This window comes from Sphaerisporangium sp. NPDC051011 (assembly GCF_040653595.1).
In the GTDB taxonomy this organism is placed as follows: domain Bacteria; phylum Actinomycetota; class Actinomycetes; order Streptosporangiales; family Streptosporangiaceae; genus Sphaerisporangium.
In genome coordinates this window covers 282,546-308,624 of the sequence record NZ_JBFAGG010000005.1, presented here as the reverse complement: position 1 = coordinate 308,624, position 26,079 = coordinate 282,546, and the positions used below count along the sequence as shown (strand labels likewise).

The window sequence follows — 26,079 nt, the reverse complement described above, 5'->3', positions numbered from 1 at the left end:
GGGACAACGAGCGCGGGCATTCGTCGCGGAGTCGTCAGAGCTCGTTCATCCTGGATTCGCACCCTGGATATGGGCCCAAAGCGAGATGGAGTGGGGGAGGAAGGTCGCCGGGCACTCGCCCACGCTTGTTCACGTGCCATTCGCGCGTCGGTCATACGAGATGTCCGAAACTTACCGCGGACCCCTAGCAACCTGCCAGGACCAAGCGACGGCCATGAGGATCCGTCGAAGAATCGCTGGCGAACCAGCGCCCGCTGACGAGGGGATCGACGTGCAGATAACTGACCCCGACGGGTCGGTCCCGAGTGAGGTGCCCGAAGGGCGGCCGCGTACGGAGGAGCCACGGAGGCTCGAGGCTCGGCTCACCGACGCCGACCGCCTCTATCGGGCCGTCGTGTCGTCAGGTGCGGCCGCGACGCTGCTGCTCATCACTCTCATTGGCATCTTTCTCCTGATCGGTGCGTTGCCGGCGCTGAAGGAGGCCGGGTTCTCGTTCCTGACCACGAAGGAATGGAACCCCGACGGTCAGTCGCCGAGTTTCGGTGTCGCGGCGATGATGTTCGGCACGCTGGTCAGCGCCGTGGTCGCGATGGGGATCACTGTGCCCGTCGCGGTGTGCACGGCGCTCTTCATCAACGAGTACGCGCCCCCGGCCGTTCGCAACGGCCTCACCTCGTTGGTCGATCTGATGGCGGCGATCCCGAGTATCATCTTCGCGATCTGGGGGTTGTTCTTCCTCGTGCCGACGCTCACGCCCATCGAAGACTGGGTGGTCGAGCAGATCGGAAGCTGGTTCCCGCTGGCAGCGGCGTCGGCCACGGGCTCGTCGCTGTTCAACGCGGGGTTGATCATCGCCTGCATGACCATCCCGATCACGACCTCGATCATCCGTGAGGTCCTCTCCCAGGCACCTCGGCACGAGTGCGAGGGCGCGCTGGCCCTTGGCGGGACGCGTTGGGGGATGATCACCTCGGTCATCCTCCCGTTCGGTAAGGGCGGCATCATCGGCGGCTCGATGCTCGGCCTCGGCCGCGCACTTGGGGAGACCCTCGCCGCGACGCTGATCCTTTCGATCGCTTTCGAGATCAAGCCCAGGATCCTCGAGAACGGCGGCATCACGGTGGCGAGCGGCATCGCCATTCAGTTCCGCGACGCCAGGGACATGGGCCTCAGCGCCCTCATGGCCGCCGGCCTCGCCCTTTTCCTGGTCACCTTCGTCATCAACTTCCTTGCGGCCATGGTGGTCAGCAGGTCGCGATCCGGAGCAAGCACGTGACGACACAGGAGACCAAGGCACTCACGGCCGTTCCCGGAGCGAGCCGCCGTTCTCTGGCCGCCGGTTCCGATACCGCGCCCGGGACAGCGCCATCCTCGGGGCCATCCGCAGCACCATCCACGGGGCCGGCCCGCAAGGTGCCGCCGCGTCGGAGGCCGAGAGCGTGGCGATGGAGCGACGTGGCGGAGTCCGCCGGCGCGCTCGCCGCCTCCTTCTTTCTGACGTGGCTGATCTTCAACAGGCTGCTGCCCTTCCGGATCATGCCGCTCGCCTTTTTCGTGATCTGGTTTGTTCTGTTCCTTCCGATCTACTGGTTCGTGATCAAGGACGGACAGGGCGCGACGGCGGCGAAAGACCGGCTCGCCACCGCGTTCGTCATCGCGGGAGCGATGTTCACCTTCGTGCCGATCGTGACCGTGGTCGGGTACGTCCTGTTTCGCGGTCTGAAGTCCCTGCGGCCGAATTTCTTCACCGAGACCATGCAGGTCGTCGGCCCGCTCGCGAAGGCGACCGAGGGCGGTGCCATCCACTCGATCATCGGCACGCTGGAGCAGCTCGCGCTCGCCACGATCATCGCGGTGCCGCTGGGCGTGCTGACCGCGGTCTACCTCAGCGAGATCAAGGGCCCGCTGGCACGTCCCGTCCGTCTGGTCGCCGACGCCATGACCGCCCTGCCGTCGATCGTGGCGGGCCTCTTCATCTTCTCGTTGTTCATCGAACCCCACATCTTCACCCAGTCCGGCCTCCTGGGCGCCTTCGCGCTGTCCATCCTGATGCTGCCGACGGTGACGATCACCGCCGAGCAGGTGCTGCGCGTGGTGCCGGGCAGTTTGCGCGAGGCCGCGCTGGCGCTGGGCGCACCGTACTGGCGCAGCGTCCTGATGGTGGTGCTCCCCACCGCCAGAGCCGGTCTGTCGACCGCAGTGATCCTCGGCATGGCGCGCGTGGTGGGTGAGACCGCTCCGGTGCTGATGACCACGGGCGGTACGACGGCCCTGAACACCAACCCGTTCTCCGGATTCCAGGACAACCTGCCGCTTTTCGTGTTCGCGCAGATCAGAAGCTCGCAGGACAGCCAGGTGGACCGTGGATGGACGGGCGCGTTGATCCTTTTGGTCGTCGTGCTGTTGCTGTTCATCCTGGCGCGGGTCATCGGCTCCGCCAAGCCCGGACAGCGCCGGTTCCGTATCCCCGTTCCCGGCCGAGGCAGGCGGCGCAGTGGCCGCTGACGCAGTACCCATCGTGGAAGGACAGAACCCATGACCGCGCCAGAGCTCGACCACACGCGCCCCATGCCCCAGCAGGAGGCGACGCCGGGCCCGATGGGCGGCGTGCTGGAGGGCGTCGACGTGAGCTGCTGGTTCGGTGCCCGCAAGGTGCTGGAAGGCGTCAACATCAAGATGGACGCGGGCGTCGTGACCGCGCTCATCGGGCCCTCCGGATGTGGCAAGTCGACCTTCCTGCGGACGCTGAACCGGATGCACGAGCTGGTGCCGATCGCCTCGCTCGCCGGCTCCGTCCTGCTCGACGGGCACGACATCTACGGCGTCGGCCTGCGGCTCACCGAGGTCCGCCGCCGCATCGGCATGGTCTTCCAGAAACCGAATCCGTTCCCGGCGATGACCATCGCCGACAACGTGGCCGCCGGCCTGAAGCTGACGGGCAAGAAGGTCTCCGACCGCGACGGGCTCATCGAGACCAGCCTGCGCAGGGCGGGCCTGTGGAACGAGGTCCGCAACCGGCTGGACGCGCCGGCGGGCGGCCTGTCGGGTGGCCAGCAACAGCGGCTCTGCATCGCGAGGTCGCTGGCCGTGAGCCCGGACATCCTTCTCATGGACGAGCCGTGCTCGGCCCTCGACCCCACGTCGACCCGGCGCATCGAGGAGACCATCCACGAGCTGAAGGACCAGGTCACCATCATCATCGTCACCCACAACATGCAGCAGGCGCAGCGCGTGTCCCAACACTGCGCCTTCTTCCTGGCGGCCGAGAACGAACCCGGACGGGTGGTCGAACAGGGCCCCACAGAGCAGATCTTCTCGGACCCGCACGACCCGAGAACCGCCGATTACGTCAACGGCCGGTTCGGCTGAGTGCTTGCGATCGTAGGAGCAGAGGAATGACAATCCGGCGTCGAGCCGCCCGCCTGGCTCTGTTGCCGCTGGTGGCGTTACTGATACAGGTCATCACGGTTCCCGCGTGGGCCGCCTCACCCGTCAACGGGTCCGGCTCCAGCTTCGCGTTCGTCGCGATCCAGCAGTGGATGTCCGACGTGGCACGCTTGCAGGGCCTGAGCGTCAACTTCCAGTCCAAGGGCTCGACCCAGGGCCGGAGGGACTTCGCCGGCCGGCTGGTCGACTTCGCGTCCAGCGACGTGTCCTACCAGTTCCCTAACGGCTTGGGGCCCAACGACACGCCGCCGTCCTTCCCATTCACGTACATGCCGCTCGTCGCCGGTGGTACGGCGATCATGGTGAACATCAAGGACAACGCGGGCCGCCCGATCAAGAACCTCCAGCTCTCCGGCCCGCTGCTCGTCAAGCTGTTCACGCAGAACATGTTCAGCTGCGTCGACCCGGCCAACAATCCAGAGATGTACTGGGACGACCCGGCTGTCAAGGCGGACAATCCGACCATCGCCAACTCGCTCCCCCACATCCGGGTGCGACCCGTGGTGCGTGCCGGGGGTTCCGGGACGACCGCTGTCTTCACGGACTACCTGTACCAGATCGACCCGGGCCGTGTGGGTGCGTACATGAAGGGGGACAATCGCAACCCCCTGTGCATCCAGAATCCCTCGACCAAGTGTGTCGACAAGATCTGCGGCCCGACGGACGAGTGGCCGGACCGGCCGGACACCGATAAGGCGGACGGCTCCGATACCTTGGCCATCAAGATCCAGCAGGGCATGGGGAACTGGGGCTTGATCGGCTACGCCGAATACGCTTACGCCCTGCAGCTCGGCGTTCCGGTGGCGACGATCAAGAACGTGGCCGGCTCCTACACGCTGCCCACGGCGTGCAACCAGGCGATCGCCCTCACGGGCGCCAATCGCAACCCGGACGGCACGTACAACCTGGACAACGTGCACACCCATCCGTCCCCCAGCGCGTACCCGATCTCCAGCTACAACTACGTCATCGTCCCCACGGAGGGCCTGGACCCCGGTAAGGGTGAGACGCTCGCCAAGTTCGTGCTGTACTCCATCACCGACGGCCAGAAGAACGTCGACCAGATCGGCTATTCACAACTCCCCGCGAACCTGATCAAGCAGGGTTTCGCGGTGTTGGGCCAGGTCCCTGGTCACCCCGCTATTCCGAGTGACAGCCTGGCCGACACCAAGTGGGGCGTGTACTACAAGAGCCTGAAGCTTCCGGACGGCACCTCTTGCGAGCAGGAAGGCCAGGAGACCAAGAACGACCCCCCGCCGCAGCAGAACAACAACAACCAGAACAACAACAACCAGAACAATCAGAACAATAACCAGAACAAGAACGACAACAACAACCAGAACAAGAACGACAACAACAAGCAGAACAACGAGCAGAACAAGAATCAGAACAACCAGAACAAGGACCAGAAGAACAAGAACGACAATAAGCAGAACAACGAGCAGAACAAGAATCAGAATAACCAGAACGGCGCCAAGTCGCCGAACGGCACCCCCACAGGAAACGGCACCGGCGGTAAGACGCCCACTCCCGGAGCGAGCACCGGCGCGCCGCAACCCGGCCAGAACACGCCGGGCCCGACCGCGCCCGGCACGAACGGGCCGACCGAGCCCGGTGCGAACGGCACCACCGCCACAGGCGACCCCAACGCCCCCGCGACCAATGGCCTCCCGCAGTCGACCGATCCCAACGCCCCGCAGGTTCCGGGCACACCAGGGGCCACGGGCAACGGGATGATCGATCCGGCGCTGGCCGCGAACGCCGCGCGCGAGGTCAACACGGTCGCGTCCTCGGCCGGCGCGCCATGGGGCCTGTTCGGGCTGGCGCTACTCCTGATCGCCATCGTGTTCGCGCCGGGGATCGTTGGCGGGGTCCGCCGTCTGGTCCGCCTGAGCCGTCCCGGTGGCGAGTGAGACAAGTACGATCACGATGAAGTTGAGAAGACTCCTCACCGGCCTGGCCGCCCTGGCGGTGCTCGCCGCCGCGCTGGTTGCCGTGTCCGCCGGGCCCGCTTCCGCGGCCCCGTCCGGCGTGATCAGAGAGCCGTCAGCCGACGGCGTCCTCTACACCCGGGCGCCCATCACCTTCCGCGGCACCCTGAGCGGTGCCGTCAAGATGGTGGTCGCCATCTCCGACCGCGTCGGCAACGTCTGGTGGCACACGGACGGCACCTGGGGTGACTACCAAGGCCAGGAGGCGCCCCTCGACGGCGACTCCTGGAGCTTCACCTGGCAGAACCCCGAGCCCGGTGACTACCTGATCCAGGCCAAGGCGGTCGCGGCCGACGGCTCCGTCGACACCACGTATCCGTATCGACGGTTCACCGTCGTGGACCTTCCCGCGGCTGCGGCCGAGCCGGCCGGGCTCGTCGCGGAGCCCGCCGCCGGCACGATCGCGCGGGTGGGTACCAAGGTGACGATGCGCGGGGTGGGCCAGGCGTCCGGCGGGGTGATCTGGGCCGGCATGACGATCTTCGATGCGGCCAGCGGGAACTTCTGGCACGCGGATGGCACGTGGGGGGCGTTCGAGGCGCTTCCCGTGACGATCGACTCGCCGGGCGCCACCAGGGTGACCTGGTCCTATGATTGGACACCCCCGATCGAAGGGGACTTCTGGCTCGGCGTCAGGATCCGGAACGCTCAGGGCGTCACCACTCCCTCGTCGGGAGTGTTGCTGAAGACGGACGCGGCCCCTCCCGCCGTCACGGCCGCCGCAGGGCAGGCCACATACCCGGCCGGGCACCCGATCACCTGGACCGGTACGGCCAGTGACAACCGCGGCGTCGCCTCCGTCCGCATGGCGATCCTGGACAGGGGCAGCAAGCTGTGGTGGCACAATGACGGCACCTGGGGCGACTACCAGGACCGGACGGTCCCGCTCACCGGGCCGCCGAACAGCAAGCCTTGGCAGGCGTCGGCGTCAGGGCAGCTGTCGTTCACGGAGACCGGCTGGACCTTCACCTGGATGCCGCCCACCACGGGAGACTACGGCCTGGCGGTGATGTCACTCGACGTGACGGGTCTCGTCGACACCGCCCATCCCTGGGTACCCTTCTCCGTCGTCCCGCCCGGCCCCGACAACGCGCCGCCTGCGGGGACGGTGACCAGCCCGATCGGAGGCCAGGGCTATACCTCGGCCGACATTCAGATGCGCGGCACGGCGACAGACGATGTCGCGGTCGCCAAGGTCGTCATCGGCGTCCAGAACCTGGACACCGGCAAGTGGTCGCAGGCGAACGGGACCTGGGGCAACAGCGTGGTGTGGTTCCCCGCGACGCTGGTCGGCGAGGACTGGTCGTACACCTGGCACGCGCCCGCCGCCGGCCGATACGTCCTCGCCGCGAAGATCGTGGACACGGCGAACAAGGAGCTCACGCGCTGGCAGAGCTTCGACCACGACCCTGGCAAGAAGGACAGGTTCGTCACCCTGCTCATGTCACGGACTCAGCGGGTCGCGACGGACGGGGCCTGCCGTCCGCTGCGCGCGGCCGTGCCGCTGGAGGAGTCCGCCCGCCTGTTCAAGGACAGAGGATTCACGGCCACCGGGACGGTGGTGATCAACCGCGCGCTGGACCAGGGCCGGCAGTGTCTGGAGATGACCGACTACGCGAACTGGGCCGACATCGACGCGCTGCGCGACCAGTACGGCTGGACCTTCATCAGCCACGGCGCCGCCTACCGCAACATGACGACCCTGACCCCGCAGGAGCAGCGCGACGAATCGTGCGGCTCCCTGACGGCGCTGGAGAACCACGGTCACAATCGGGCATGGGGGCTGTTCGTCTACCCCAACGACAAACTGACCACGCAGATCCAGCAGGACGTCGTATCCACCTGTTTCGCCTTCGGCCGCAAGTACGGCACCGGTTCCAACAATCCTCCGGGCACCTCGGGCGGCGTGGCGACGCCGTGGTTCCAGAACACCTGGAGCATCCCGGGGGGCAGGTGCAACGACACCTCGAAGCTGTGCGCCAAGTGGGTGCCGAGCCCGACCGATGGCAACAACTACACCTACATCGCTCCGGATCGGCTGGGTGAGTTCCTCAAGGGCTACCCGAACACATGGCGGTCGCTGCAGGCATACAGGTTCATGCGCGGCAAGCGAATCGTGAACCAGGGGCAGGGCGAGTCGTGGGACTGCACCGGCTCCGACTGGCGCACCCACTGGACCGGTTCCGCTGAGGCCTACTGCATCGACGACTTCATGGCCGCGCTGAACACGGCCCGCGGCCAGGCCACTGTCACCGATCCCGCGACCGTCGCGGAGGCGTGGGGCCGAAGCCGCCCCGTCGCCCCGTGACCTTCGGAAGGAATACGGGTAAACCTCATGACCACAGCCACTCCTGAAGGCGGGCCCGGCGCGGTCACCCGCGAAGCCACCGGCCAGTCCGGCATGGCATGGTGGGCGGCCGGGCTCGCGATGGGCATGGCGAACGCGGTGCGGCACCGGCTGCGCGGGTACCGCACGCCACGCCCCTTCACGACGGACGAGGTCGGCCGTAGCGTCGACTACGTCCTCGGCGTGGTCGACCAATGGCTGAAGGACGGCGATCTGGACGTCGACGGCCGCAGGATCCTGGAGCTCGGGCCCGGCCCCGACCTCGGCACGGGCGCGGTGCTCCTCTCCAGGGGCGCCGCGTCCTATGCCGCGGCGGACCGGTTCCCGCTGGCGACCGGCACCAACCCGGCCTTCTACGAAGAGCTGGGCCGCCGTCTCGGCCATGAGGTGGAGAAAGACCGGATCGGCTACCACGTCACCAGCTTCCCCGCGATGCCCGACGTCTCCGGTCCCTTCGACCTGGTGGTGAGCAACGCGGCACTCGAACACTTCGACGACGTCACGGCGACGTTCGCGCGCCTGGCCGAGTTGGTCGTCCCGGGCGGCGTCATGTGCCACCACATCGACGGCATGGTGCACATGCGGGGCATCAGGCAGCGTGACCCGCTCAACATGCTGCGCTACCCGGGCTGGCTCTACCGGGTGATGAGCTTTCCCGGCATCCCCAACCGCCTGCGGGCGGGGGACTTCCTCGCCGCGGCGACCGCGACCGGGTGGGACGCCAGGCTCGTGCCCGTGCTGGTCGCCCGGCCGGACTACATCGAGTGGGTGCGCCCGGGACTCAGCCGTGCATACCGCGACGCAGAGGACCTCGAGCTGCTCACCTTCACCCTGGTCGCGACCCGCTGACCGCGGGGGAGGTTCTTCTTGGCCTCCCCAGCCGTCGTTCCAAGGGGTGCTCGATGAGCCGGTAGAGCAGCCACGACAGCACGATCGCCAGGGCGAGCATGCCCACGCCGGCGGCCAGCAGCACGAGGGGCGATGGACGATCTCCCGCGAGCGCGCGGGCGCCGAACCTGATCACCGGTTGGTGGACCAGGTAGAACGCGAACGAGATCTCCCCCAGCCAGATCATTACGGGGGACTGCAGCCAGGACCGCCGCCCCGCGAGGTCAGACGTGGCGGCGGCGGCCACCAGGAGCGCCAGAGGCGCCGCCATCCAGGCGACCCGCTGCCATGCCTCCCAGACGAACGGCTGGGTCAGGTACGCGGCCAGCGCCAATGCCGCCGAGACCGCCAGGCCGGGGCCCCGCCACCGGCCGTCCTTGATCATCAGCGCGACGGTCACGCCGAGCGCGAACTCCAGGACCCGGGTGATCGGGAAGACCCACACCCACCATTCGGCGAGCTCGGCCGACATCGGCAGTGAGAAGAACGGGACCACCCAGATGCCCGCCAGCAGCAGCGCGGCGACCATCCACAGCCGCTGCCCCGGCACGCGCCGGAGCAGTGGCAGCAACACCGGGAACAGCGCGTAGAACGCCATCTCGCACGAGAGCGACCACGCGGGGACGTTGACCGCGTAGTAGTACGCCTCCACGGGAATCCAGGCTTGGAGCAGGACCAGCCCGGTCAGCGTGGGGCCCGGCGTGGGGACACGCCCGGCGGCGGCGAGCACGGCGAGCACGGCGAGCCACGTGACGACGTGGTTGGGCACCACGCGGGCCGCCCGCCGCCGCCAGAACGCCGCCACCCTGTCACCGGGACGCGCGGACCAGGTGAGGACGAATCCCGAGAGGATGAAGAAGAACGGCACACCCACCGATCCCGGCCCGAACAGAACCCGGAGCACGGTTTCGACGCTCGGGTCGATCATTCGCACAGGGGAGTGGTAGAGGTGGAAGCCGAACACCGCGAATGCCGCAAACCACCGCAAGCCAGTTAGGGAGGGGAGGCGCTGCGCCTGGCGCGTCGGCCCGCCCACGGCGGGGGCCGATTCATGCGTCCCTGTAACCCGGTCCACCAATACCGCCCGCCCTGAGAGTTGGCTGATCTTAGCTGCGGTGGGCAACCGTATCGACGCGGGATGAGCATTCGACAAGCGCGCACGGAACGTTCGCGGAACTCCCCGATGATGACTCCCGCTGTCGAATACGCAGTCGCCGTCACTTTCGTTTCGCCGGCCTTACGTGTGCCTGATCTTGCCGGGGTACAGCAATCCCCTGGTCGGGGAGGCGGCGGCGGGCGAGCCGGCCTGGAGGCCGGGTTCGAATTCCGCACGCTCGAGCACCGGCAAGGTCCATGACCACATGGCGCGAACATGTTCGCCACACAGGATTACGCGTCCTGGTAGACCTGATTCATTGATCGTTCTCCCTGGTGGCCAAGGCTGCGCAGCAAGGCGAGCGGCAACCCGTCTCGCTCCCCGTGAAGGTCCTGGATGACGCCCAAGGCACCCGTGGTCAACTGCCTGCCCGGCTGCGCACATTGGCAACAAGCCCGCACGCACCCCCGACGAGGACGACATGGAACTCGAGCGTCGCAATGCGATGCAACTTTTCGCAGGGCTCGGCACAGGGGCGTTCATCCCCGCCGCAGCAATAGCGGAAAGGCCGCTTACGTCCCTACAAGCTCCGACACAGACCTCTCAGACGACGGGCATGTGGACGGTCTTTTCACACTCCTATTGCTCGCGTGCCGGGGGTTCGGCGAATCAAACGGGCCGCATTGACTCTCTGGTCCGTTTGGCCCTGGGGATCGACCACACGGGGTGGCGCGGCAGGGGCGTATGGGGTGCTCAGCTGGTGCTTCAGGGCCGCCGCCAGGGTGGCTTCGCGAGGATCTTCCAGGAGGCGGGCAAACGCACCTTCGGCGGCGCGCCGTACGTCGGTGATGGTGGTGGCCTGCTCATGTGCTACGGGATCAACGATCTCGGCACGACCGGGCCGCTCGGCATGACGCAGACGCGGGGAGCGTTCATCCACGCCATGCGGGCGGCCATCTCGCTGTGGCGGGCCGCGAGAGTTTTCGACAACACTGACACCTCGATCGTCTACGGCGCCGGATTCGCCCTTGTCGGCAATACCGCGGAATGGTCGTTCGGCTCCTCGACGCGTAACGCCACGTCGACCGGCAACGCGACGTTCACGATCACATTGCCCGCCGACTATGACGGCAGCCCGGTGGTGATCTGTCTTGACGGCCAGAACGGCGCCGGGGGAACTGTCACACTGACCGGCTCGGCCGGGGTGACGGGTACCGTGAGCACCTCGAATATCGTGCCGGCGGGCTTGCTTTCGCGGACCAAGGTGGTCCACCGGATCACGAATCTGACGCCGGCGAACGCGGGGCAGACCATCGTCGGCACCGTAACGAGCCTCGGCGCCGGCGGAACCGTCGCCTTTGACGCGTGGTGGATCGAAGCCAAGGCGGCGCCCCCAGTGATCGTTTGCGACATTCCGCGACTCGCCACCGCCGGGTACGGCTTCTACGGCGGCTGGTCGGGGAGCGAGGCCGCCAAAGACGCCGACGTCGTCGCGACGAATGACGCGATCAAGGCGTTGGCCGCCGAATTCGACGGGATGGTGCAGGTCGCCGACCTCGATGCCGCGCTGAGCAAAGATCCGACGCTCTTTGTCGACGGCCTGCACCCGAACGAACGGGGTGCCGCGAAGTGCGCCGACGCGGTCCTGGCGGCGATCAGCCGGCTCCAGCCGACGTCGGGTCTCGGCGCGACGGCGAGCTTCAACGTTCCATCGCCGCGGATCGGCGGGCTGGCGCGGCCAAGGATCCAGGGTGGCTGGTACACCGCTGAGGCCCGCGCTGAGGGTCCGGCCTATACGCCGACGATCGGGGACCTGTGGTTCATACCGCTCATGATCACCGGCGCTCGCGATGTGATCGTCCGCCTCGCGATCAGTGTGTCGGCGGCCGGCTCGGTGTCGCCCACGCTCCGATGGGGCCTCTATGACGACGTCGGGTGGACCGGGCAGCCGCAGACCTTGATCCAGGAGGCCACCTCTGGTGGCGTGTTCACCGTCCCCTTGGCGACCGGGCTGCAGCAAAGTCCCGCATCCGGCGCCGGGGCGATCTATCTGCCACTCGATCCCGGGCTCTACTGGCTGGCCATCAAGACCATCACCGCGGGCACGGGTCAGACGTGGCGAAGCCTGTCCGGGCCCGTCCCATGCCTGCCAAATGTGCGTTTGAGTGATGCAAGCCTGTTGGTAGGGGCAGGGTTCCGGTTCAATCAGGGCACCGGGGCACTCCCGGGCACAGCCCCGACGGTATCCGATTATCAGGTCGCCGACGAGGCGCCGATGATGTGCGCCCAGGTATTCGTGACGTGATCTGCGTCGCTCCAGACCATGGTGGGTGGCGCCAGGCCCCGTGTCAGGGGGGCGTGGCGCCGGGGCGGTGCAGCACCACGTAGCCCTCGCGGTCGAAGACGACCTGGTAGCCGAGCAGCTTCAGCTCGTTCACGCGGTCCCGCTGCCGGTCGGGCGACCCCCACGGGTGGGAGATGCGGGCGGTGTCGGCGACGATCCAGGGAGCCACGGGCGGCTTGTCCTCCCAGAGCAGGACCGTCGTCCGGGCGGACAGGTGCGGGCCGACGTGGTTCACGGCCTCGACCACGACCCCCGAGGGCACAGCCTTCACCGCCTCCTCCGCGGCGACCACGTCCGGATGCTTCTCGTAGAACTCCGGGCGGATGAGCTGGTCGAACGGGAAGCGGGGGACGAGCGTGACCGCCACCACGCACACGCCCGCGGCCCAGATCAGCGCGGTGTGCCGTTCCTCCAGGCCGTCACGGCGACGTCGCAGCCACCGGCCCAGCCGGACGGCCCCGTCGGCGCCCGCGCAGAGCAGGATCACCACGGTGAAGGCGCTGTGGTGGAAGTCCGTGATCCACCAGTGCAGGCGGTCCGACAGCATCCGCTCCAGGAGCTGCGGCAGCGCCATCAGGAAGAGCGGGGACAGCAGGCACAGCATCAGTGTGGGCCAGAGGAGGAATCCCCACGTGTCGATCTTGACCTGCGGGCTGAACAGCGTGCCGACCACGGCCAGCGGATCGGAGACCGCCTTGGCCGCCGCGTGCGGGACGTCCGGGCCGAACTGGCCATAGGCCCAGTACATCTCAGGGTCTCCGCCGACGCCCGGGATCATGAAACCGCGCGCGTACAGGGTGTAGCCCAGCCCGCCCACGATGTACGCGACGCCGTCGAAGCGGCGTCCCCGCACCAGCGCGAAGGCGCCGAACCCGGCCACCATGAGGCCCATGTCCTCCTTGACCAGCAGCAGCGCCGCCGCCGCGGTGAGGACGTGGCCGTGCCTGCCCGCGCTGAACCGCTCGATCATGACGGCGGTGATGAGCGGGACGAACGCCACCTCGTGGAAGTCGAAGTTCATCGCCCGCGCCACGGGCCAGGAGACGGCGTAGGCGACGACCACGAAGTACGCGCCCGCCGTCGTGCCGAGCGCCCGGCGGACGAACACCCACAGGGGCGGGATCGCCAGCGCGAACAGCGCCGCCTGAGCCACGATCAGCGTCTCGGGGCCGTCGTGGATCCAGTACAGGGGAGCGAGCAACGCCAGGATCGGGGAGAAGTGCTCGCCGAGTTGGTTGAAGTCCATGCCCTTGTCGAGGGTGAACCCCCGGAGCGGGCTCGTCGGCGCGCTGAAGTGGGCGAATCCACGGACCATCTGGTCGAAGAGCGTCAGGTCCAGACTTGTCGCCCGGTACAGGTCGTACCTCACCAGGCCGAGCCGCGCGTACACCCACGTGGCGGCCAGGACGAGCGCCGTCAGGGCGATCACGTGCCGGGCACGCGCCGAGGGGCGGGGGACGGCACGCAGCAGCGTCCGGCCCCGGAGCAGCAGGCGTCCGGCGGCGGCCCGCCCCGCCGCGAGGCGCGCGGTGGGCAGAGCGGTCACCGGCGGTTCCGGCGTCGTCCGGCCGGGCGTGGACGGCGCCGGTGCGGTCCGGGCGGGCGTGGTCGGCTCAGACATGGGCGGCCCCGGCCACGAAGAGGAGGACCCACACGGCGGCGAGTCCCAGCAGCCACGGGTCGCGGAGCACGACGGACTCCGGCTCGCCCGCCTCACCCCGGTCCACGTGCCAGCCGTACCGCAGGAAGGCCAGGCCGAGGGGGACGACGGTGAGCTGACGGCCGGGTAACTCGAACGCCCACAGGCAGTAGGTCGTCATGGCGACCGTCCCGGACGCCTGCCAGACGAACCGCAGATAGTCGGCCGAGTAGTGTTCGAGCCCGGGCCGGGTCGCGGTGGCCTTCGGGCCGAGCAGCGTCAGCTCCGAGAACCGCTTGCCCGCCACCATGAACAGCGCGGCCGCTCCCACCACGATCAGGAACCACTGCGACAGCGGCAGGCCGGCCATCACCCCGCCGAACACCGCCCGCAGCAGGAACCCGCTCGCGACGGTGGCCAACTCGACGATCACGACGTGCTTGAGCTTCAGGCAGTACAGGGCGTTGACCAGCAGATATATGCCGACCACCCCGGCGGCCTCCAGGCGCCAGGCGGCGGCGAGGCCGAGGGCGGCGAGCGCCAGGAGCGCGGCGCAGACGAGCGCGAGCCGTTCGGGAACGGTTCCCGCGGCGATCGGCCGCAGCCGCCTGACCGGATGCAGGCGGTCCTTGCGCACGTCGACGACATCGTTGAGGAAGTACACCGCCGACGCCGCCACACAGAAGATCAGGAAAGCCGCGCCGGTGCCGCGCAGCGTCCCGGCGTCGTAGGTTCCCGCGGCGACGGGGGCCGCCGCGACCAGCAGGTTCTTGGACCACTGCCTCGGGCGGGCCGTGCGGAGCAGACCGGCCGCGAGGGAGGTTCCCGCGGCGTTCGGTCCGATCTGGGTCACGCCCACGGATGTCGCTCTCCCTGAGGTCGTCGGCTCCCACGTGGGCCGTCCAGCGACGCTACTCAGTGCCCCGCGACCAGGGAGGAACGTCAAGATTAACATTGCATTGAGGTGTTATTTCGACCGGTCCACCGGCGTTCCAGGGCAGATCTCTCCAGGTCATGCAGGTGAGAGGCCGGGGTCCAGCGGACGCGCCGCCACAGGCCGGGGGACGGTCGCCCGCCACAGCCGGACGCACGCCAGGACGGCCGCCGCCACCAGCAGGCCGTTGCGCACGAGCAGCACCGTCACCCCGAGCGCGGTGCTCTGCTGCACCTCCTCGAACAACTCGGGGAACTCCACCATCGTGACGGCCGTCGCCGCGAGCACGAGCACCGCCACCGGACGCTGCGTGGACGCGCGCACGGTCAGGCAGGCGGCGGCCAGGCCCACCAGCCACACCAGGTACTGCGGGCTGATCACCCGGCTGGTGGCCACGAAGATGAGCACGGCGGCGCACGCGGCGTCGTACGGTGTGGCGTCGCTCCACGTCCGGGCACGGTAGCGCCAGTAGAGCAGCCAGCACAGACCCAGCAGCGTGGCCCCGAGCGAGACCCGGCTCACCATGTCGACGTACGGGCCGAGCAGCTCCATCGAGCCGTAGTTGTAGCTCACCATGCCCGGCCAGCCGAACCAGCGGGCCACATGGAAACCGAGCGCCCACACCGACTCGACCTCCACGCCGCGGTCCTGCTGCGCGGTGACGAAGTCCATGCCGCCGTCGAGCGCCAGCAGCATCAGCAGCGTCGAGACCGCCGCGCCCGCGACCGTCCCGGCGAGCGCCATGCGCGTGGCGGCGCCGCGCGGGACACCGATCAACGCCAGCGCGGGCCACAGCTTCAGACCGGCCGCGACGCCGAGCGACAGCCCCCCGCGCCAGGAGGACGCGTTCAGCTGCAACAGGCCGGACACCGCCAGCGCCGCCACCAGCAGGTCGAACCGCGCGTAGACGACCGGCCCGAGCAGCGGCACGCCGAGCAGCCACACCCACGCCCCCGCCCGGCTGCGCCCCTCGCCCCCGGCGGGCGCGCGCACCAGCGACGCCATCGTCAGCGCGTCGAACGCCACCGTGATCACCAGGAAACCGCCGAGATAGCTGAACGGCAGCATCGACGGGGCGAGGATGATCAGCGCGGCGGCCGGAGGGTACTGCCAGGTGACGTCCTTGATCGGGAAGCTGCCCGTCAGCATGGTCTCGTGCCAGCCGTGGTACACGCCGACGACGTCCCAGCTCACGCTGCGGAACAGGGGCACGACGTCGAGAACCATGAGCAGGAGCAGCACTCTGGTGGCCAGCCAGATGTACGTCATGGCCAGCGCCGCGCCTGTCGTCGTCCGCCGCAGCGGGGCCTCGTCTCGCACGCGCCGGAACCTACTCACCTCGGATGAACATCACGTGCCTGGACGGCGAATCGCGCGCGCCGGGAGGTCCGAAAGCGGCCGCGCGGTCGCGATGCTACCGGTCCGACCAGGCCAGGATGGCGAATAACCATGACATCGACGTCCGCGGCGCCCCCGGCCCGTTCTGCCGGTGCCCCGCCTGCCAGGGACCCGCCACCCGCCGGATGCCGTGGCCCCGGCGGGTTGGTCAGGGTTGGTCAGGTTCGTCAGGATTCGTGGAAGCCGCTGAAACCGTGCGAGGCGGCGCCGCGGGGGAAGCCGGGAGCGGGCGCAGGGAAGGGGCCGCCGAAATGGCCGCCGTACGCGCCGTCGATCGGTTCGCCGTCGTCGTCCGGGTCCGCGTCGTACGGCGGTTCCCCGTCGTCAGGGTCCTCGCCGGTGACGCGTCGCCCCGAGCCGAGCAGTGACCTGGTCAGGGTCTCGCGTTCGGTGAGCATCTCGTCCAGCGCCCGCCCGAGGTGCGCGTCGGTGAGGACGGGCTCGCCCTCGCCGGCGCGCAGCGCGTCGAGGACGGCCCGGCGCAGCAGCTCCTTGAAGAACGACGCCGTGGCCCCCTCGGTCCTGACCACGACCGGGTCGAGGTCGGCTTCGAGCCGCAGGTCACGGGCGTAGAGCCGGAGCAGGGCGGCGCGGCCGGTCGCGTCGGGCTTGGGGATCTCCACGGCGAGGTCCACCCGGCCGGGGCGGTCGGCGAGGGCCCGTTCCAGGACGTCGGCGCGGTTGGTGGTGAGCACGAACGTGACGTCGGCGTCCGCCCCGACCCCGTCCATCGCGTCGAGCAGCGAGAACAGCAGCGGGTTGCCGTCCTCGGTGTAGGAGCGGTCCTGGGCGACCAGATCCACGTCCTCCAGGATGACGATCGCGGGCTGGAGCCGCCGGGCCAGGCCCGCAGCCTGCGAGACGAACCGGATCGCGGTGCCGGTGACGACGATCACCGTGCAGTCGCTCATCCGTCCCATGAGGTACCGGACGGTGTGGGTCTTGCCGGTGCCGGGCGGGCCGTGCAGCAGCAGGCCGCGCTTGAGGTGCTGCCCGTGCTCGCGCAGTCGTACGGCGTGCTCGGCGATGCCGACGATGTGCCGTTCGACGGTCTCCAGCACGCCGTCCGGGAGGACGACCTGGTCGGCGGTGAGTTCGGGCCGGGGGAGGAAGGTCACCAGGTCGTTGCCACGGTGCTCGCTCCAGGTGAAGGACAGGATCTGCCCCCGGTAGATGTCGTGCTCGCGGGTCAGCCGCTCGATCTCGTCGCGGGTGCGCGTGGCGCTCGACCGGTCCGGGGCCAGGACGACGATCTGGCACTGCGGGGAGTCCGTGGCTCCGCGCAGGCCCAGCACGACCGGGCCGCCGTCGGGGGAGAAGGTGAGGACCAGACCGAACGAGACGACCTCGGTGGTCTCGTCGGGCCCGATCGCGGCTGTCGCGTAGTCGACCGCGCCCGGTTCGTAGCTGCTCCATCCCTTGGCGGCGCTCGCCAGCATGTTGATGAAGTCCTCGTGCTCGCGGCCCTGCCCGGCGATGCCGAACCACTCGGCGTCCGGCGTGCGCGCGGCGAGGTAGGCGTCCACACCGCGCTGCAGGTTGACGTGCTCCCACGCCGGGAACCTGCTGACCACGTTGACGACGGCGTTCAGCTCGCAGCCGAGGTGGCCGGTGACCCGCGCGACGAGCTCGGGCGTCTCGCGGGCCCCGTCGAGCGTCTGGTGAGCATCCTTCAGGAGTTCGCTGAGACTCTGCGCCAGTTCCCTGGCGTCGTTGAGATGCATAGGGTCACATTGGCAGAGTTCACACGTACTTGCTGGGAATTGTGCGTCACCCAGGGGCGGAAACCCTGGTCAATGGTGGGATATTTCCCGAAAAGAGCGCCCTGACCAGCTTCCTTATACCGTAAATGGCCGTATAGGTGCTATTTCGCCCTATTCCTCTATATCGACACCGGACGTACGATCAGCCGCTTTCCGTGGCGCTCTATCCGGGCACCGTGGACGTACCGGGCCTCGTGAGTCCAATCCTGGTCGTCCCCCAGGTCGGGGGAGCGCTGCTCAACGAGTCCGGCGATTCCGGAAATGCAGCCACATGTGTCGCAGTAGCATCGGCCGCGTGCGAATCAGGTGGGCAGTCGTCCTTGTCGCTTCCGTCACCGCGGTCAACGCGTCTCTGACAGGCCTGCCCGGCCTGCCGGACGCCGCCGCCTCCGCGTCGTCCGTCCCCGCGTCCGTTGCGGCGTCACTCCTGGGGGCATCCGTCCCCGCGTCGGCGTCCCTGGCGGCTCCCGTCCCGGGGAACCCGAACGGTCGCGCTGTCGTGCCACTGGAGGCGCGGGCCGTCGACACCTCACGCCCGAACCGGGTCGTCGGCAACGGCACGCCCGCGAGCTGCACGTCACAGGCAGTGGTGAAGGCCGTGGCGGCGGGCGGGATCATCACCTTCTCCTGCGGTCCCCGCCCGGTGACGATCACGATGACCGCCACCGCCAAGGTCCGCAACGCCCGGCCCAGGATCGTCCTGGACGGCGGCGGCAAGGTGACGCTCAGCGGCGCCGGCAAGCGCCGCATCCTCTACATGAATACCTGCGACCAAGCGCAGGGATGGACCACCTCGCACTGCGACGACCAGGAGACGCCCCAGCTCACCGTCCAGAACCTGACCTTCGCCGACGGCAACGCGACGGGGCAACGGGCCGACGGGGGAGGCGGTGGCGCGATCTTCGTCCGGGGCGGGCGCGTCAAGGTCGTCAACACGCGGTTCGTTCGCAACCGCTGCGACCCCACCGGCCCGGACGTCGGCGGCGCGGCCATCCGCGTGCTCGACCAGTCCCGCGACCGGCCCGTCTACGTCGTGAACAGCACCTTCGGCGGGGCCGCGGGCCAGGGCGGCGCGTGCGCGAACGGCGGCGCGGTGAGCGGCATCGGCGTGTCCTGGGAGATCCTCAACAGCGTCATGACGTACAACACGGCGACCGGACGCGGGGCCAACCCGGCGCGCGGCGGCACTCCGGGCGGTGGCAGCGGCGGCGCGATCTACGCCGACGGCAACCGCTTCAGCGTGCGCGTCGCCGGATCGGTCATCCAGGACAATTCCGCCAAGGAGGGCGGCGGGGCGGTCTTCTTCGTCAGCAACGACCGCACCGGCACCCTCCTCATCGAGGACTCGGCGCTGCGCCGCAACCGCAGCGCCGGATTCGAGACCAAGGGCTACCCGGGCATCTTCTTCCTCGGCGCGGGCAGACCGAAGATCGTCCGATCCACACTGAGGTAGACGCGCCGGGACGTGCACGCGACGCGGTCATTTCGGGGTCGTCCCGGGGACCGAAGATCACGCGCACCTTGGACTCGCCCTACCACGCGGCCGCAGGTAACGAGCCGGGTGGATGCTCGACCTTCGCCTCAAGGGCCTCCGCCTGTTCGGCAAGCGGGGTCGTGAGCGGTTGTCGTTTCGGCGAGCGCTCTGACTACACCGAGGCCAGGGCGTCGATCTCCACCAGCATCGACTCGTGGGGCAGCCCGACGAACACCGTCGTGCGGCACGGCAGGACGCCGCTCGGGCAGTTCTCCTCGACGAACGCGCCGTACACCTCGTTCATCAGCGGGAAGTCCTCACGCTTGGTGAGGTACACCCGGAACATCAGTACGTCCTCGACGCCCGCGCCGCCCGCCTCCAGGATGGCCTTGACGTTCTCCAGCGTCCTGCGGGTCTGCGCCTTCACGTCGCCGGGGTGCACCCACTCGCCGGTCGCCGGGTCCTGAGGGCCCTGGCCGGAGACCTGCAGCAACGGGCCCTTGCGGACGCCCTGGGAGAACACCCACGCGGGCGCCGGCGCGCCGTCGGTGCGGATCACGGTCTTGTCACTCATGACAGTCTCCCCAAGATCGGCTTTTCACGCGTCGTGCATGCCGGGTAGAAAATACCGCAGATCACCGAGCGGGCCACGAACCCCGCCCGTCCCCCGAGGGAGGCCGCAGTGCTCATCGACGCCGCCGCCGTCGCCGCGCTGCGGGGCGAGCCGTTCGACTGGCGCTTCAAGGCCCTGCCGCCGGGGTTCTCCGGCGCGCCGGTCACCGTGGGCGAGTACCTCGCCGGGCGTCCCCGGCTCACCGGCTTCGGCACGCCGCTGCTCACGCTCGAACGCCGGGCCATCGAGCACAACCTTGCCACGATGGCGTCCTGGACGGCCGCGGCCGGCGTGTCGCTCGCCCCGCACGGCAAAAGCACGATGGCCCCCGCGCTGTGGAAACGCCAGCTCGACGCGGGGGCGTGGGGGCTCACGCTCGCCAACCTGCCGCAGCTCCGCGTCGCCCGCGCCTTCGGCGTGAGCCGTCTCATGCTCGCGGGCGCGCTCACCGACCCCGCCGGGCTCGCCTGGATCGGCGCCCAGCTCGACGCCGACCCCGGGTTCTCGTTCCTGTGCTGGGCCGACTCGCTCCGCACGGTCGAGATCATGGACGCCGTCCTGCGCGGCGCCGCGCGGCCCGTGGACGTCTGCGTCGAGCTCGGCGCGCCCGGCGGCCGTACCGGTGCCAGGGACGAGGCCGAGGCGCGGGCCGTCGCCGAGGCGATCCGCGCCTCCGACCGGCTGCGGCTGGCCGGGATCGCCGGGTACGAGGGCGCGCTCGGCCACGACGCGTCCCCGTCCAGCCTCGGCGCGGTGGACGCCTTCCTCAAGCGCATGGCGTCTCTGCACGCGGACCTGCCGTACGAGGTGGACGAACCGGTCGTCACCGCGGGCGGCAGCGCGTACTTCGACCAGGTCGTGGACGTCCTCGGCGGGCTGGACGGGCGGCTGGTGCTGCGCTCGGGGGCCTACATCGTCCACGACGACGGCTTCTACCGCGCCATCTCCCCGTTCTCGCGCACCGCCGGTTTGCCGGGCGGTGCCGGGCCGTCGAACGGGGCCGGGTCCTTGGGCGGTGGCGGTTTGCCGGGCGGTGCCGGGCCGTCGAACGGCGCCAGGTCCTTGGACGTTGGCGGTTTGTCGAGCGGTGCCGGGTCCTCGCGCGGCACCGGGCCGGGTCCGCTGCGGCCCGCGATGCACGGCTGGGCCCGCGTGGTCTCGCGTCCCGAACCCGGGCTGGCCCTGCTGGACGCGGGCAAGCGCGACCTGCCGTTCGACGAGGGCCTCCCCGAGCCGCAGGCCGTACGCGGCCGGCCCGCCGAGGCGCTGCGCGGGGCGCGGGTCACGGCGCTCAACGACCAGCTCACCTTCCTGTCGGTGGAGGCCGGGTCCGCGCTGGACTGCGGCGACGTCGTCCGCCTCGGGCTCTCCCACCCGTGCACGGCCTTCGACAAGTGGACGCTGATCCCGGTGGTCGACGACGTCGAGGCCGATGATCCGGAGGTCGTGGACCTCGTGAGAACCTTCTTCTAGACCTATAGGGGAACGGATGAGCGCCGGGTCGGGCACGGCTCAGAGGACGGATGAGCGGCATGATTCGGGAGCACGGATGAGCGCTACGGCGGGTCGGCGGCCGGGCACGACAGGGCTGGTCGTCCGCGGGGCCACGGTCGTGGACGGCACCGGCGACCCCGCGTACGTCGCGGACGTCACGGTCACCGGCGGCCGTATCACCGAAATCGGCGCACCCGGTTCCGCCGTCGCCGACGGGCGGCGGGTCCTGGACGCCACCGGCCTCGCCCTCGCGCCCGGGTTCGTCGACATGCACGCCCACTCCGACCTGGCCCTGCTGACGGAGCCCGACCACCTCGCCAAGGTCGGCCAGGGGGTCACCTGCGAGGTGCTGGGGCAGGACGGCCTGTCGTACGCGCCCGTGGACGACACCACACTCGCGCAGCTCAGACAGCAGATCGCCGGGTGGAACGGCGACCCCGAGGGGTTCGACTGGGACTGGCGGACGGTCGGCGAGTACCTTGCCCGGCTCGACCGGGGCATCGCCGTCAACGCCTGCTACCTGGTGCCCCAGGGCACCGTACGGGCGCTCGCCATGGGCTGGGACGCGCGCCCGGCCACCGCCGCGGAGCTTCAGCGGCAGAAGGAACTGGTCGCCGCCGCGATGGCCGAGGGCGCGGTCGGCATGTCCAGCGGGCTCACGTACACCCCCGGCATGTACGCGAGCACGGAGGAGTTGGTCGAGCTGTGCCGGGTCGTCGCCTCGGCCGGCGGTTACTACTCGCCGCACCACCGCTCGTACGGCGCGGGCGCGCTGGAGGCGTACGCCGAGATGGTCGCGGTGTCGCGCGCGTCCGGCTGCCCGCTGCACCTCGCCCACGCCACCATGAACTTCGCCGTCAACGTCGGCCGGGCCAAGGACCTGCTGAACCTGCTCGACACCGCCATCGCCGGTGGCTGCGACCTCACCCTCGACACGTACCCCTACCTGCCCGGCTCGACCACCCTCGCCGCGCTCCTGCCGAGCTGGGCGTCCGAAGGCGGCCCCGGCCCCACGCTCGCCCGCCTGCGCGACCCTGCCACCGCCGAACGCATCCGGCACGACATGGAGGCGGTCGGTTCGGACGGCTGCCACGGCGTCCCGGTGGACTGGACGACCATCCAGATCTCCGGCACCCGCTCCCCGTCCCTCACCGACCGCGTGAGCAAGACGATCGCCGACCTGGCCCGCGAAGCCGGAGTGAACGATCTACCCGGCCAATCCGGGAACGTGGGGGAGACGATCTCCGGTCGGGGTTCCGGAGGTGCGGGTCGGACGAGCGCTGGTTCGGCCGACGAATCAGGCCACACGGCATTCGAGGTGTTCCGCACACAGCTCCTGGACGACGAGCTCGGCACCACGATCTTGCTGCACGTGGGCAACGAGGAGAACGTCCGGGCCATCATGCGGCACCCCGCGCACACGGGCGGCAGCGACGGCCTGCTCACCGGCGCCCGCCCCCACCCCCGCGCCTGGGGCACCTTCCCCCGCTACCTCGGCCACTATGTCCGCGACGAGGGCGTCCTCACCCTGGAGGAGTGCGTCGCCCACCTCTCCGGCCGCCCCGCCAAGCGCCTGAACCTGGTCGACCGAGGCTTCATCCGTGTAGGCCACCACGCCGACCTCGTCCTCTTCGACCCGCATACGGTAACCGACACCGCGACCTACGAAAATCCCCGCCGCCAACCGTCCGGCATCCCCTACGTCTACGTGAACGGCGTAGCGGTAATCAACAACGGCACCCCCACCGGCGCCCTCCCCGGCAAAACCCTACGCCACACCCCCAAAGGCGCCCACGCCCTCTGATAAACCACCAAAACCCCATTAGGGCGACCCATGCGGTGCGCTCCCCGGAAAGAGAGAACAATGGAACTGAGGCCGGACGAGGCGCCATTGAAGGAGCCTTTCTGGAACATTGATTTAGTATCGGAGGGAGAGGTTGTGATGGGGGTTCTCCGGCAAAGATTTCCGGAGACGATTGCGATACTGGAGGAGGCGCTCGAGGAGGCCGACCCTTTTGATATCGTGTACCCGGATAATCCTCACGAGTACAGTGATGTTGTTGCCGAGATGATCGTGCTGATGGCACCCGTCAACGGAGCGCTCCACCTGCTGTCCACGGACGAGATCGAGGCACTCGTCCGGGAAGGCCTAGCCAGAAGGTTCGGCGAGTACCCCGACGAGACCCGTGTAAAGCGGGCGGTACGGCTGATAGCAAACCGGTACTCCCGTGAGGCGGAAACTGATCCGCCAACCCAGAAGCTCCGATAACCCCACGAAGTTCCCCTCGACGTCGTGTCCATGGACTATCAGACGGGGGCATTCTGGCGGAAGGCCATGTCGGCTTGTTGCCCGAGCGATTGAAGATTACTGAGGGGCCTGGCCTTTTCTCTCTGTCCAGGGCTCGTACGTGGTGTCGCCCGGGAGTACCCAGACGTCCGCGTCAGGCCGGGCGATCGTCCGTAGCAGCGTCGCCTTGCCGGTCGTCTTCGAGACGCGGTAGATCGCCACGCCGGTAGCGGTCTTCGATCGGACGATCACGCGTCCGGCCTGGTCGAAGTCGAGGTCGTCGATGTACTGCCCGCGGGGCAGGCGCACGGTCACCGCTCCGCTCGCGTGGCCGGTGCGCAGGTTGAGCAGGCGCAGCTTGCGGCTCTTGGGCCCCGTGCCGGCAAGGGTCGCCGCCGTGACGTGGTCATTCGCCAGCGCTACGACGGGCAGCCGCGTCTTCGAGCGCGTCCGGGCACGCAGCGCTCGATCGAACACCGTCGTCAGCCGTTCCCCTGCCAGCAGCAGTCCCTTGCCGTCCGGGCTGAATCCCAGGAAGCTCCACGCGTCCGTCCCTCCGGGAGGCGGCAAGGTCCTGCCTGTCCGCAGGTCCGTGAAGACCCCTACCCCTGGCGCCGAGGTCGCCGTGACCACATAGCTGCCGTCGTCCGATACGAACGGCCACTCCTCGTCGATGGAGTACGCCGTGAGCCGCCGTGACACCACCCTTTCCTTGCCGTTCAGAGTCCGCTCGACGAACAGCCGATCCGACTTCCGGAAATAGAGGAAATGCCGCCCGTCCCCGCTGACCAGGAACGGCGCCCGCTCACCGTTATTGACCGCATCGGCAGGCGCCTTGGCCAGCGCCTCCGGTACCTCCACCACATCGCCGTTGGTCAGCCCCAGTTCCCAGACGTGTGTTCCCTGCGCGTACGCGATCCGGACCGGCGCGTCGGCCGCCGCGGGTTGTCCGGTCAGTGTCATGGCGGCCGCGAGAAGTACCGCGAGAGTCGTACGAAGTCCCATGCGTCATTGGATGCCGGAAACAGTCGCAATGTTGCGGTCCCTCTGAGGTACAAGATTGCACCCGCGCGCTCTGACTCTGACCAACCGACGATCATGATGGCTGACGATGTGGTCCCGTGCGGGGGCTCCGCACGGGACCACATCGTCTCGGCCGCCGCCAGGACGGAGATCGGATCAGCTACCTTCGAGGGGGATCCAGCCAGACCATGCGCCGCCCGGCGTCGACTGCCACGAGTGGATGATCGCGCCGGTCTTGTTTATGCCCGCATGGGCGAAGACCTCCAACCGGCCGTCGAGATTGCGGATGACGCTCGGCTGGTTCCACGGGTTGGTCTGCCCGCCCACCCCACCGAAGCCGGACCAGCCGCTGTTGGGGGCCACCTGCCAGGCATGGAGGACGTGGGAGCCGCCGTTGGTGAAGAGCTCCAACCGGCCATCCTGGTTCCTCTCGACCACGGGGAACGACCCGCCGCTGCCCATGCCGACCCAGCCGCTCCAGCCGCCCGAGAACCCCTGCCACTTGTGGTAGGTCCGCCCGTCGGTGCCGGTCGCGAACAGCTCCAGCCGTTTGTCCATGTTGACGCCCACGGCGGGACCGGTGTTCGCCCCGTGCTGGAAGGACCCGCCCTCGTTGAGCCAGCCGCTCCAGCCGCCGCCGGGCGAGAGCTGCCAGAGGTGCCAGAGGTGACCGTCGCCGCCGGTGATGAACACTTCCATTCGCCCGTCCGCGTTCATGCCCACGGCCGGCAGGGCCTCTCCCTCGAACTGCCCGCCCAGGCTCGCCCAGCCGCTCCAGCCGCCGCCGGCCGTGAGCTGCCAGGCGTGCCACAACTCGTTGTTGGAGCCGATGGCGAAGACCTCCAGCCGGCCGTCCTTGTTGGTGCCGACCACGACCCGCGCCCAGGAGAAGCTGAGCCCGCTCGGGGCGCCCATGCTGTACCAGGGGCTCCAGCCGCTTTGCCTGCCACTGGCCTGGTAGGAGTGGTACATCTTCCCGTCGGTGGCGACCGCGAAGACCTCCAGCCATCCCCCCTTGTTCAGTGCCACCGCCGGGCGATGCTGATCGAAAGGCTTGGGCTGGTCGAGGATGATGTCCCAAGAACCCCAGCCGTCGGAATCCTGCGCGATGTGCCACATCTGCCCGTAGCTGACGACGAACGCCTCCAGCCGTCCGTCGGCGTTCATGCCGAGAGCGGCGCCTGTCTGGACGTCGGGACGGACGACATAGGCGTTCGCCGGGCCGGACACGGTGGCCGCGCTCCCGAGGGCAAGGCACAGCCCCAGGAGAACCGCCGCCGTCCTACGCACTAGCACACGCATCACTCAACCTCCCCGTCACACGGGCCGGGGCATCTCCCC

Annotated in this window: 19 protein-coding genes; 11 read left to right on the top strand and 8 right to left on the bottom strand. The window is 69.1% G+C overall.

The genetic code is table 11. The features are described 5' to 3' along the window. The first annotated feature begins 160 nt into the window (after positions 1-160). The 6 genes from pstC (at position 161) to AB0H21_RS14155 (ending at position 8,634) form a co-directional block, all read left to right on the top strand. Complete coding sequence (gene pstC, locus AB0H21_RS14180) at positions 161-1,276, top strand: phosphate ABC transporter permease subunit PstC (RefSeq protein ID WP_358516109.1); 1,116 nt, start codon at positions 161-163, stop codon at positions 1,274-1,276. Between the two features lie 179 nt (positions 1,277-1,455). After that, positions 1,456-2,505, top strand: a complete 1,050-nt coding sequence (gene pstA / locus AB0H21_RS14175; protein WP_358516106.1) for a phosphate ABC transporter permease PstA — start codon at positions 1,456-1,458, stop codon at positions 2,503-2,505. A 93-nt stretch (positions 2,506-2,598) separates the two neighbouring features. Next, a complete protein-coding gene (locus AB0H21_RS14170; protein ID WP_358516556.1) occupies positions 2,599-3,369 on the top strand; it encodes a phosphate ABC transporter ATP-binding protein in 771 nt (256 codons plus the stop codon). A gap of 26 nt (positions 3,370-3,395) precedes the next feature. Then, positions 3,396-5,360 (top strand): substrate-binding domain-containing protein, encoded by a 1,965-nt coding sequence (locus AB0H21_RS14165; protein ID WP_358516103.1) that lies wholly within the window; start codon positions 3,396-3,398, stop codon positions 5,358-5,360. Positions 5,361-5,376: 16 nt separating this feature from the next. After that, positions 5,377-7,746, top strand: coding sequence for a hypothetical protein (locus tag AB0H21_RS14160; protein WP_358516100.1), 2,370 nt, complete (start codon positions 5,377-5,379; stop codon positions 7,744-7,746). 27 nt (positions 7,747-7,773) lie between these two features. Further along, entirely contained in the window at positions 7,774-8,634 is an 861-nt protein-coding gene (locus AB0H21_RS14155) for a methyltransferase domain-containing protein (RefSeq protein ID WP_358516097.1), read from the top strand. Here the strand turns inward: AB0H21_RS14155 and AB0H21_RS14150 are convergent. After that, the gene (locus AB0H21_RS14150) at positions 8,612-9,709 is read right to left on the bottom strand and encodes an acyltransferase (protein WP_358516094.1); all 1,098 of its coding nucleotides are present in this window, start codon (positions 9,707-9,709) and stop codon (positions 8,612-8,614) included. The two genes, AB0H21_RS14155 and AB0H21_RS14150, sit on opposite strands and share 23 nt — an antisense overlap. A gap of 820 nt (positions 9,710-10,529) precedes the next feature. Between AB0H21_RS14150 and AB0H21_RS14145 the strand changes: the two genes are divergently transcribed. Further along, positions 10,530-12,074: a hypothetical protein gene (locus tag AB0H21_RS14145; RefSeq protein WP_358516091.1), complete on the top strand. Its 1,545-nt coding sequence runs from the start codon at positions 10,530-10,532 to the stop codon at positions 12,072-12,074. 43 nt (positions 12,075-12,117) lie between these two features. Here the strand turns inward: AB0H21_RS14145 and AB0H21_RS14140 are convergent, their stop codons facing one another. The 4 genes from AB0H21_RS14140 to AB0H21_RS14125 form a co-directional block, all read right to left on the bottom strand. Further along, on the bottom strand, positions 12,118-13,734 hold the full coding sequence (locus AB0H21_RS14140) for a DUF2079 domain-containing protein (RefSeq protein WP_358516088.1): 1,617 nt from the start codon (positions 13,732-13,734) through the stop codon (positions 12,118-12,120). Continuing rightward, positions 13,727-14,611 (bottom strand): decaprenyl-phosphate phosphoribosyltransferase, encoded by an 885-nt coding sequence (locus AB0H21_RS14135; protein WP_358516085.1) that lies wholly within the window; start codon positions 14,609-14,611, stop codon positions 13,727-13,729. The genes AB0H21_RS14140 and AB0H21_RS14135 overlap by 8 nt, the downstream gene beginning before the upstream one ends. 153 nt (positions 14,612-14,764) lie before the next feature. Then, positions 14,765-16,006, bottom strand: coding sequence for a glycosyltransferase family 87 protein (locus tag AB0H21_RS14130; RefSeq protein ID WP_358516082.1), 1,242 nt, complete (start codon positions 16,004-16,006; stop codon positions 14,765-14,767). A 245-nt stretch (positions 16,007-16,251) separates the two neighbouring features. Beyond that, entirely contained in the window at positions 16,252-17,808 is a 1,557-nt protein-coding gene (locus AB0H21_RS14125) for an ATP-binding protein (protein ID WP_358516080.1), read from the bottom strand. 334 nt (positions 17,809-18,142) lie between these two features. Between AB0H21_RS14125 and AB0H21_RS14120 the strand changes: the two genes are divergently transcribed. Continuing rightward, complete coding sequence (locus tag AB0H21_RS14120) at positions 18,143-19,300, top strand: hypothetical protein (RefSeq protein ID WP_358516077.1); 1,158 nt, start codon at positions 18,143-18,145, stop codon at positions 19,298-19,300. 193 nt (positions 19,301-19,493) lie between these two features. Here AB0H21_RS14120 and AB0H21_RS14115 read toward each other — a convergent pair whose 3' ends face one another. Then, the gene (locus tag AB0H21_RS14115) at positions 19,494-19,895 is read right to left on the bottom strand and encodes a RidA family protein (protein ID WP_358516074.1); all 402 of its coding nucleotides are present in this window, start codon (positions 19,893-19,895) and stop codon (positions 19,494-19,496) included. A 108-nt stretch (positions 19,896-20,003) separates the two neighbouring features. Here AB0H21_RS14115 and AB0H21_RS14110 point away from each other — a divergent pair, with 108 nt between their 5' ends. The 3 genes from AB0H21_RS14110 to AB0H21_RS14100 all read left to right on the top strand — a co-directional run bounded on the left by AB0H21_RS14110 (position 20,004) and on the right by AB0H21_RS14100 (position 23,697). Then, positions 20,004-21,407: an alanine racemase gene (locus tag AB0H21_RS14110; protein WP_358516072.1), complete on the top strand. Its 1,404-nt coding sequence runs from the start codon at positions 20,004-20,006 to the stop codon at positions 21,405-21,407. Positions 21,408-21,483: 76 nt separating this feature from the next. After that, entirely contained in the window at positions 21,484-23,232 is a 1,749-nt protein-coding gene (locus tag AB0H21_RS14105; protein ID WP_358516070.1) for a D-aminoacylase, read from the top strand. Between the two features lie 60 nt (positions 23,233-23,292). Then, on the top strand, positions 23,293-23,697 hold the full coding sequence (locus AB0H21_RS14100) for a hypothetical protein (protein WP_358516068.1): 405 nt from the start codon (positions 23,293-23,295) through the stop codon (positions 23,695-23,697). Positions 23,698-23,793: 96 nt separating this feature from the next. Here the strand turns inward: AB0H21_RS14100 and AB0H21_RS14095 are convergent, their stop codons facing one another. Next, positions 23,794-24,720, bottom strand: coding sequence for a hypothetical protein (locus AB0H21_RS14095; protein ID WP_358516066.1), 927 nt, complete (start codon positions 24,718-24,720; stop codon positions 23,794-23,796). Between the two features lie 174 nt (positions 24,721-24,894). Then, positions 24,895-26,040, bottom strand: a complete 1,146-nt coding sequence (locus tag AB0H21_RS14090; protein WP_358516064.1) for a hypothetical protein — start codon at positions 26,038-26,040, stop codon at positions 24,895-24,897. Between the last annotated feature and the right edge of the window lie 39 nt (positions 26,041-26,079).

Bases quoted from the DNA above. Each gene is read 5' to 3' on its own strand.
- pstC (WP_358516109.1), top strand. From the start codon at position 161: ATGTCCGAAACTTACCGCGGACCCCTAGCAACCTGCCAGGACCAAGCG.
- AB0H21_RS14170 (WP_358516556.1), top strand. From the start codon at position 2,599: ATGGGCGGCGTGCTGGAGGGCGTCGACGTGAGCTGCTGGTTCGGTGCC.
- AB0H21_RS14165 (WP_358516103.1), top strand. From the start codon at position 3,396: ATGACAATCCGGCGTCGAGCCGCCCGCCTGGCTCTGTTGCCGCTGGTG.
- AB0H21_RS14160 (WP_358516100.1), top strand. From the start codon at position 5,377: ATGAAGTTGAGAAGACTCCTCACCGGCCTGGCCGCCCTGGCGGTGCTC.
- AB0H21_RS14155 (WP_358516097.1), top strand. From the start codon at position 7,774: ATGACCACAGCCACTCCTGAAGGCGGGCCCGGCGCGGTCACCCGCGAA.
- AB0H21_RS14140 (WP_358516088.1), bottom strand. From the start codon at position 13,734: ATGTCTGAGCCGACCACGCCCGCCCGGACCGCACCGGCGCCGTCCACG.
- AB0H21_RS14125 (WP_358516080.1), bottom strand. From the start codon at position 17,808: ATGCATCTCAACGACGCCAGGGAACTGGCGCAGAGTCTCAGCGAACTC.
- AB0H21_RS14115 (WP_358516074.1), bottom strand. From the start codon at position 19,895: ATGAGTGACAAGACCGTGATCCGCACCGACGGCGCGCCGGCGCCCGCG.
- AB0H21_RS14105 (WP_358516070.1), top strand. From the start codon at position 21,484: ATGAGCGCTACGGCGGGTCGGCGGCCGGGCACGACAGGGCTGGTCGTC.
- AB0H21_RS14100 (WP_358516068.1), top strand. From the start codon at position 23,293: ATGGAACTGAGGCCGGACGAGGCGCCATTGAAGGAGCCTTTCTGGAAC.
- AB0H21_RS14095 (WP_358516066.1), bottom strand. From the start codon at position 24,720: ATGGGACTTCGTACGACTCTCGCGGTACTTCTCGCGGCCGCCATGACA.
- AB0H21_RS14090 (WP_358516064.1), bottom strand. From the start codon at position 26,040: ATGCGTGTGCTAGTGCGTAGGACGGCGGCGGTTCTCCTGGGGCTGTGC.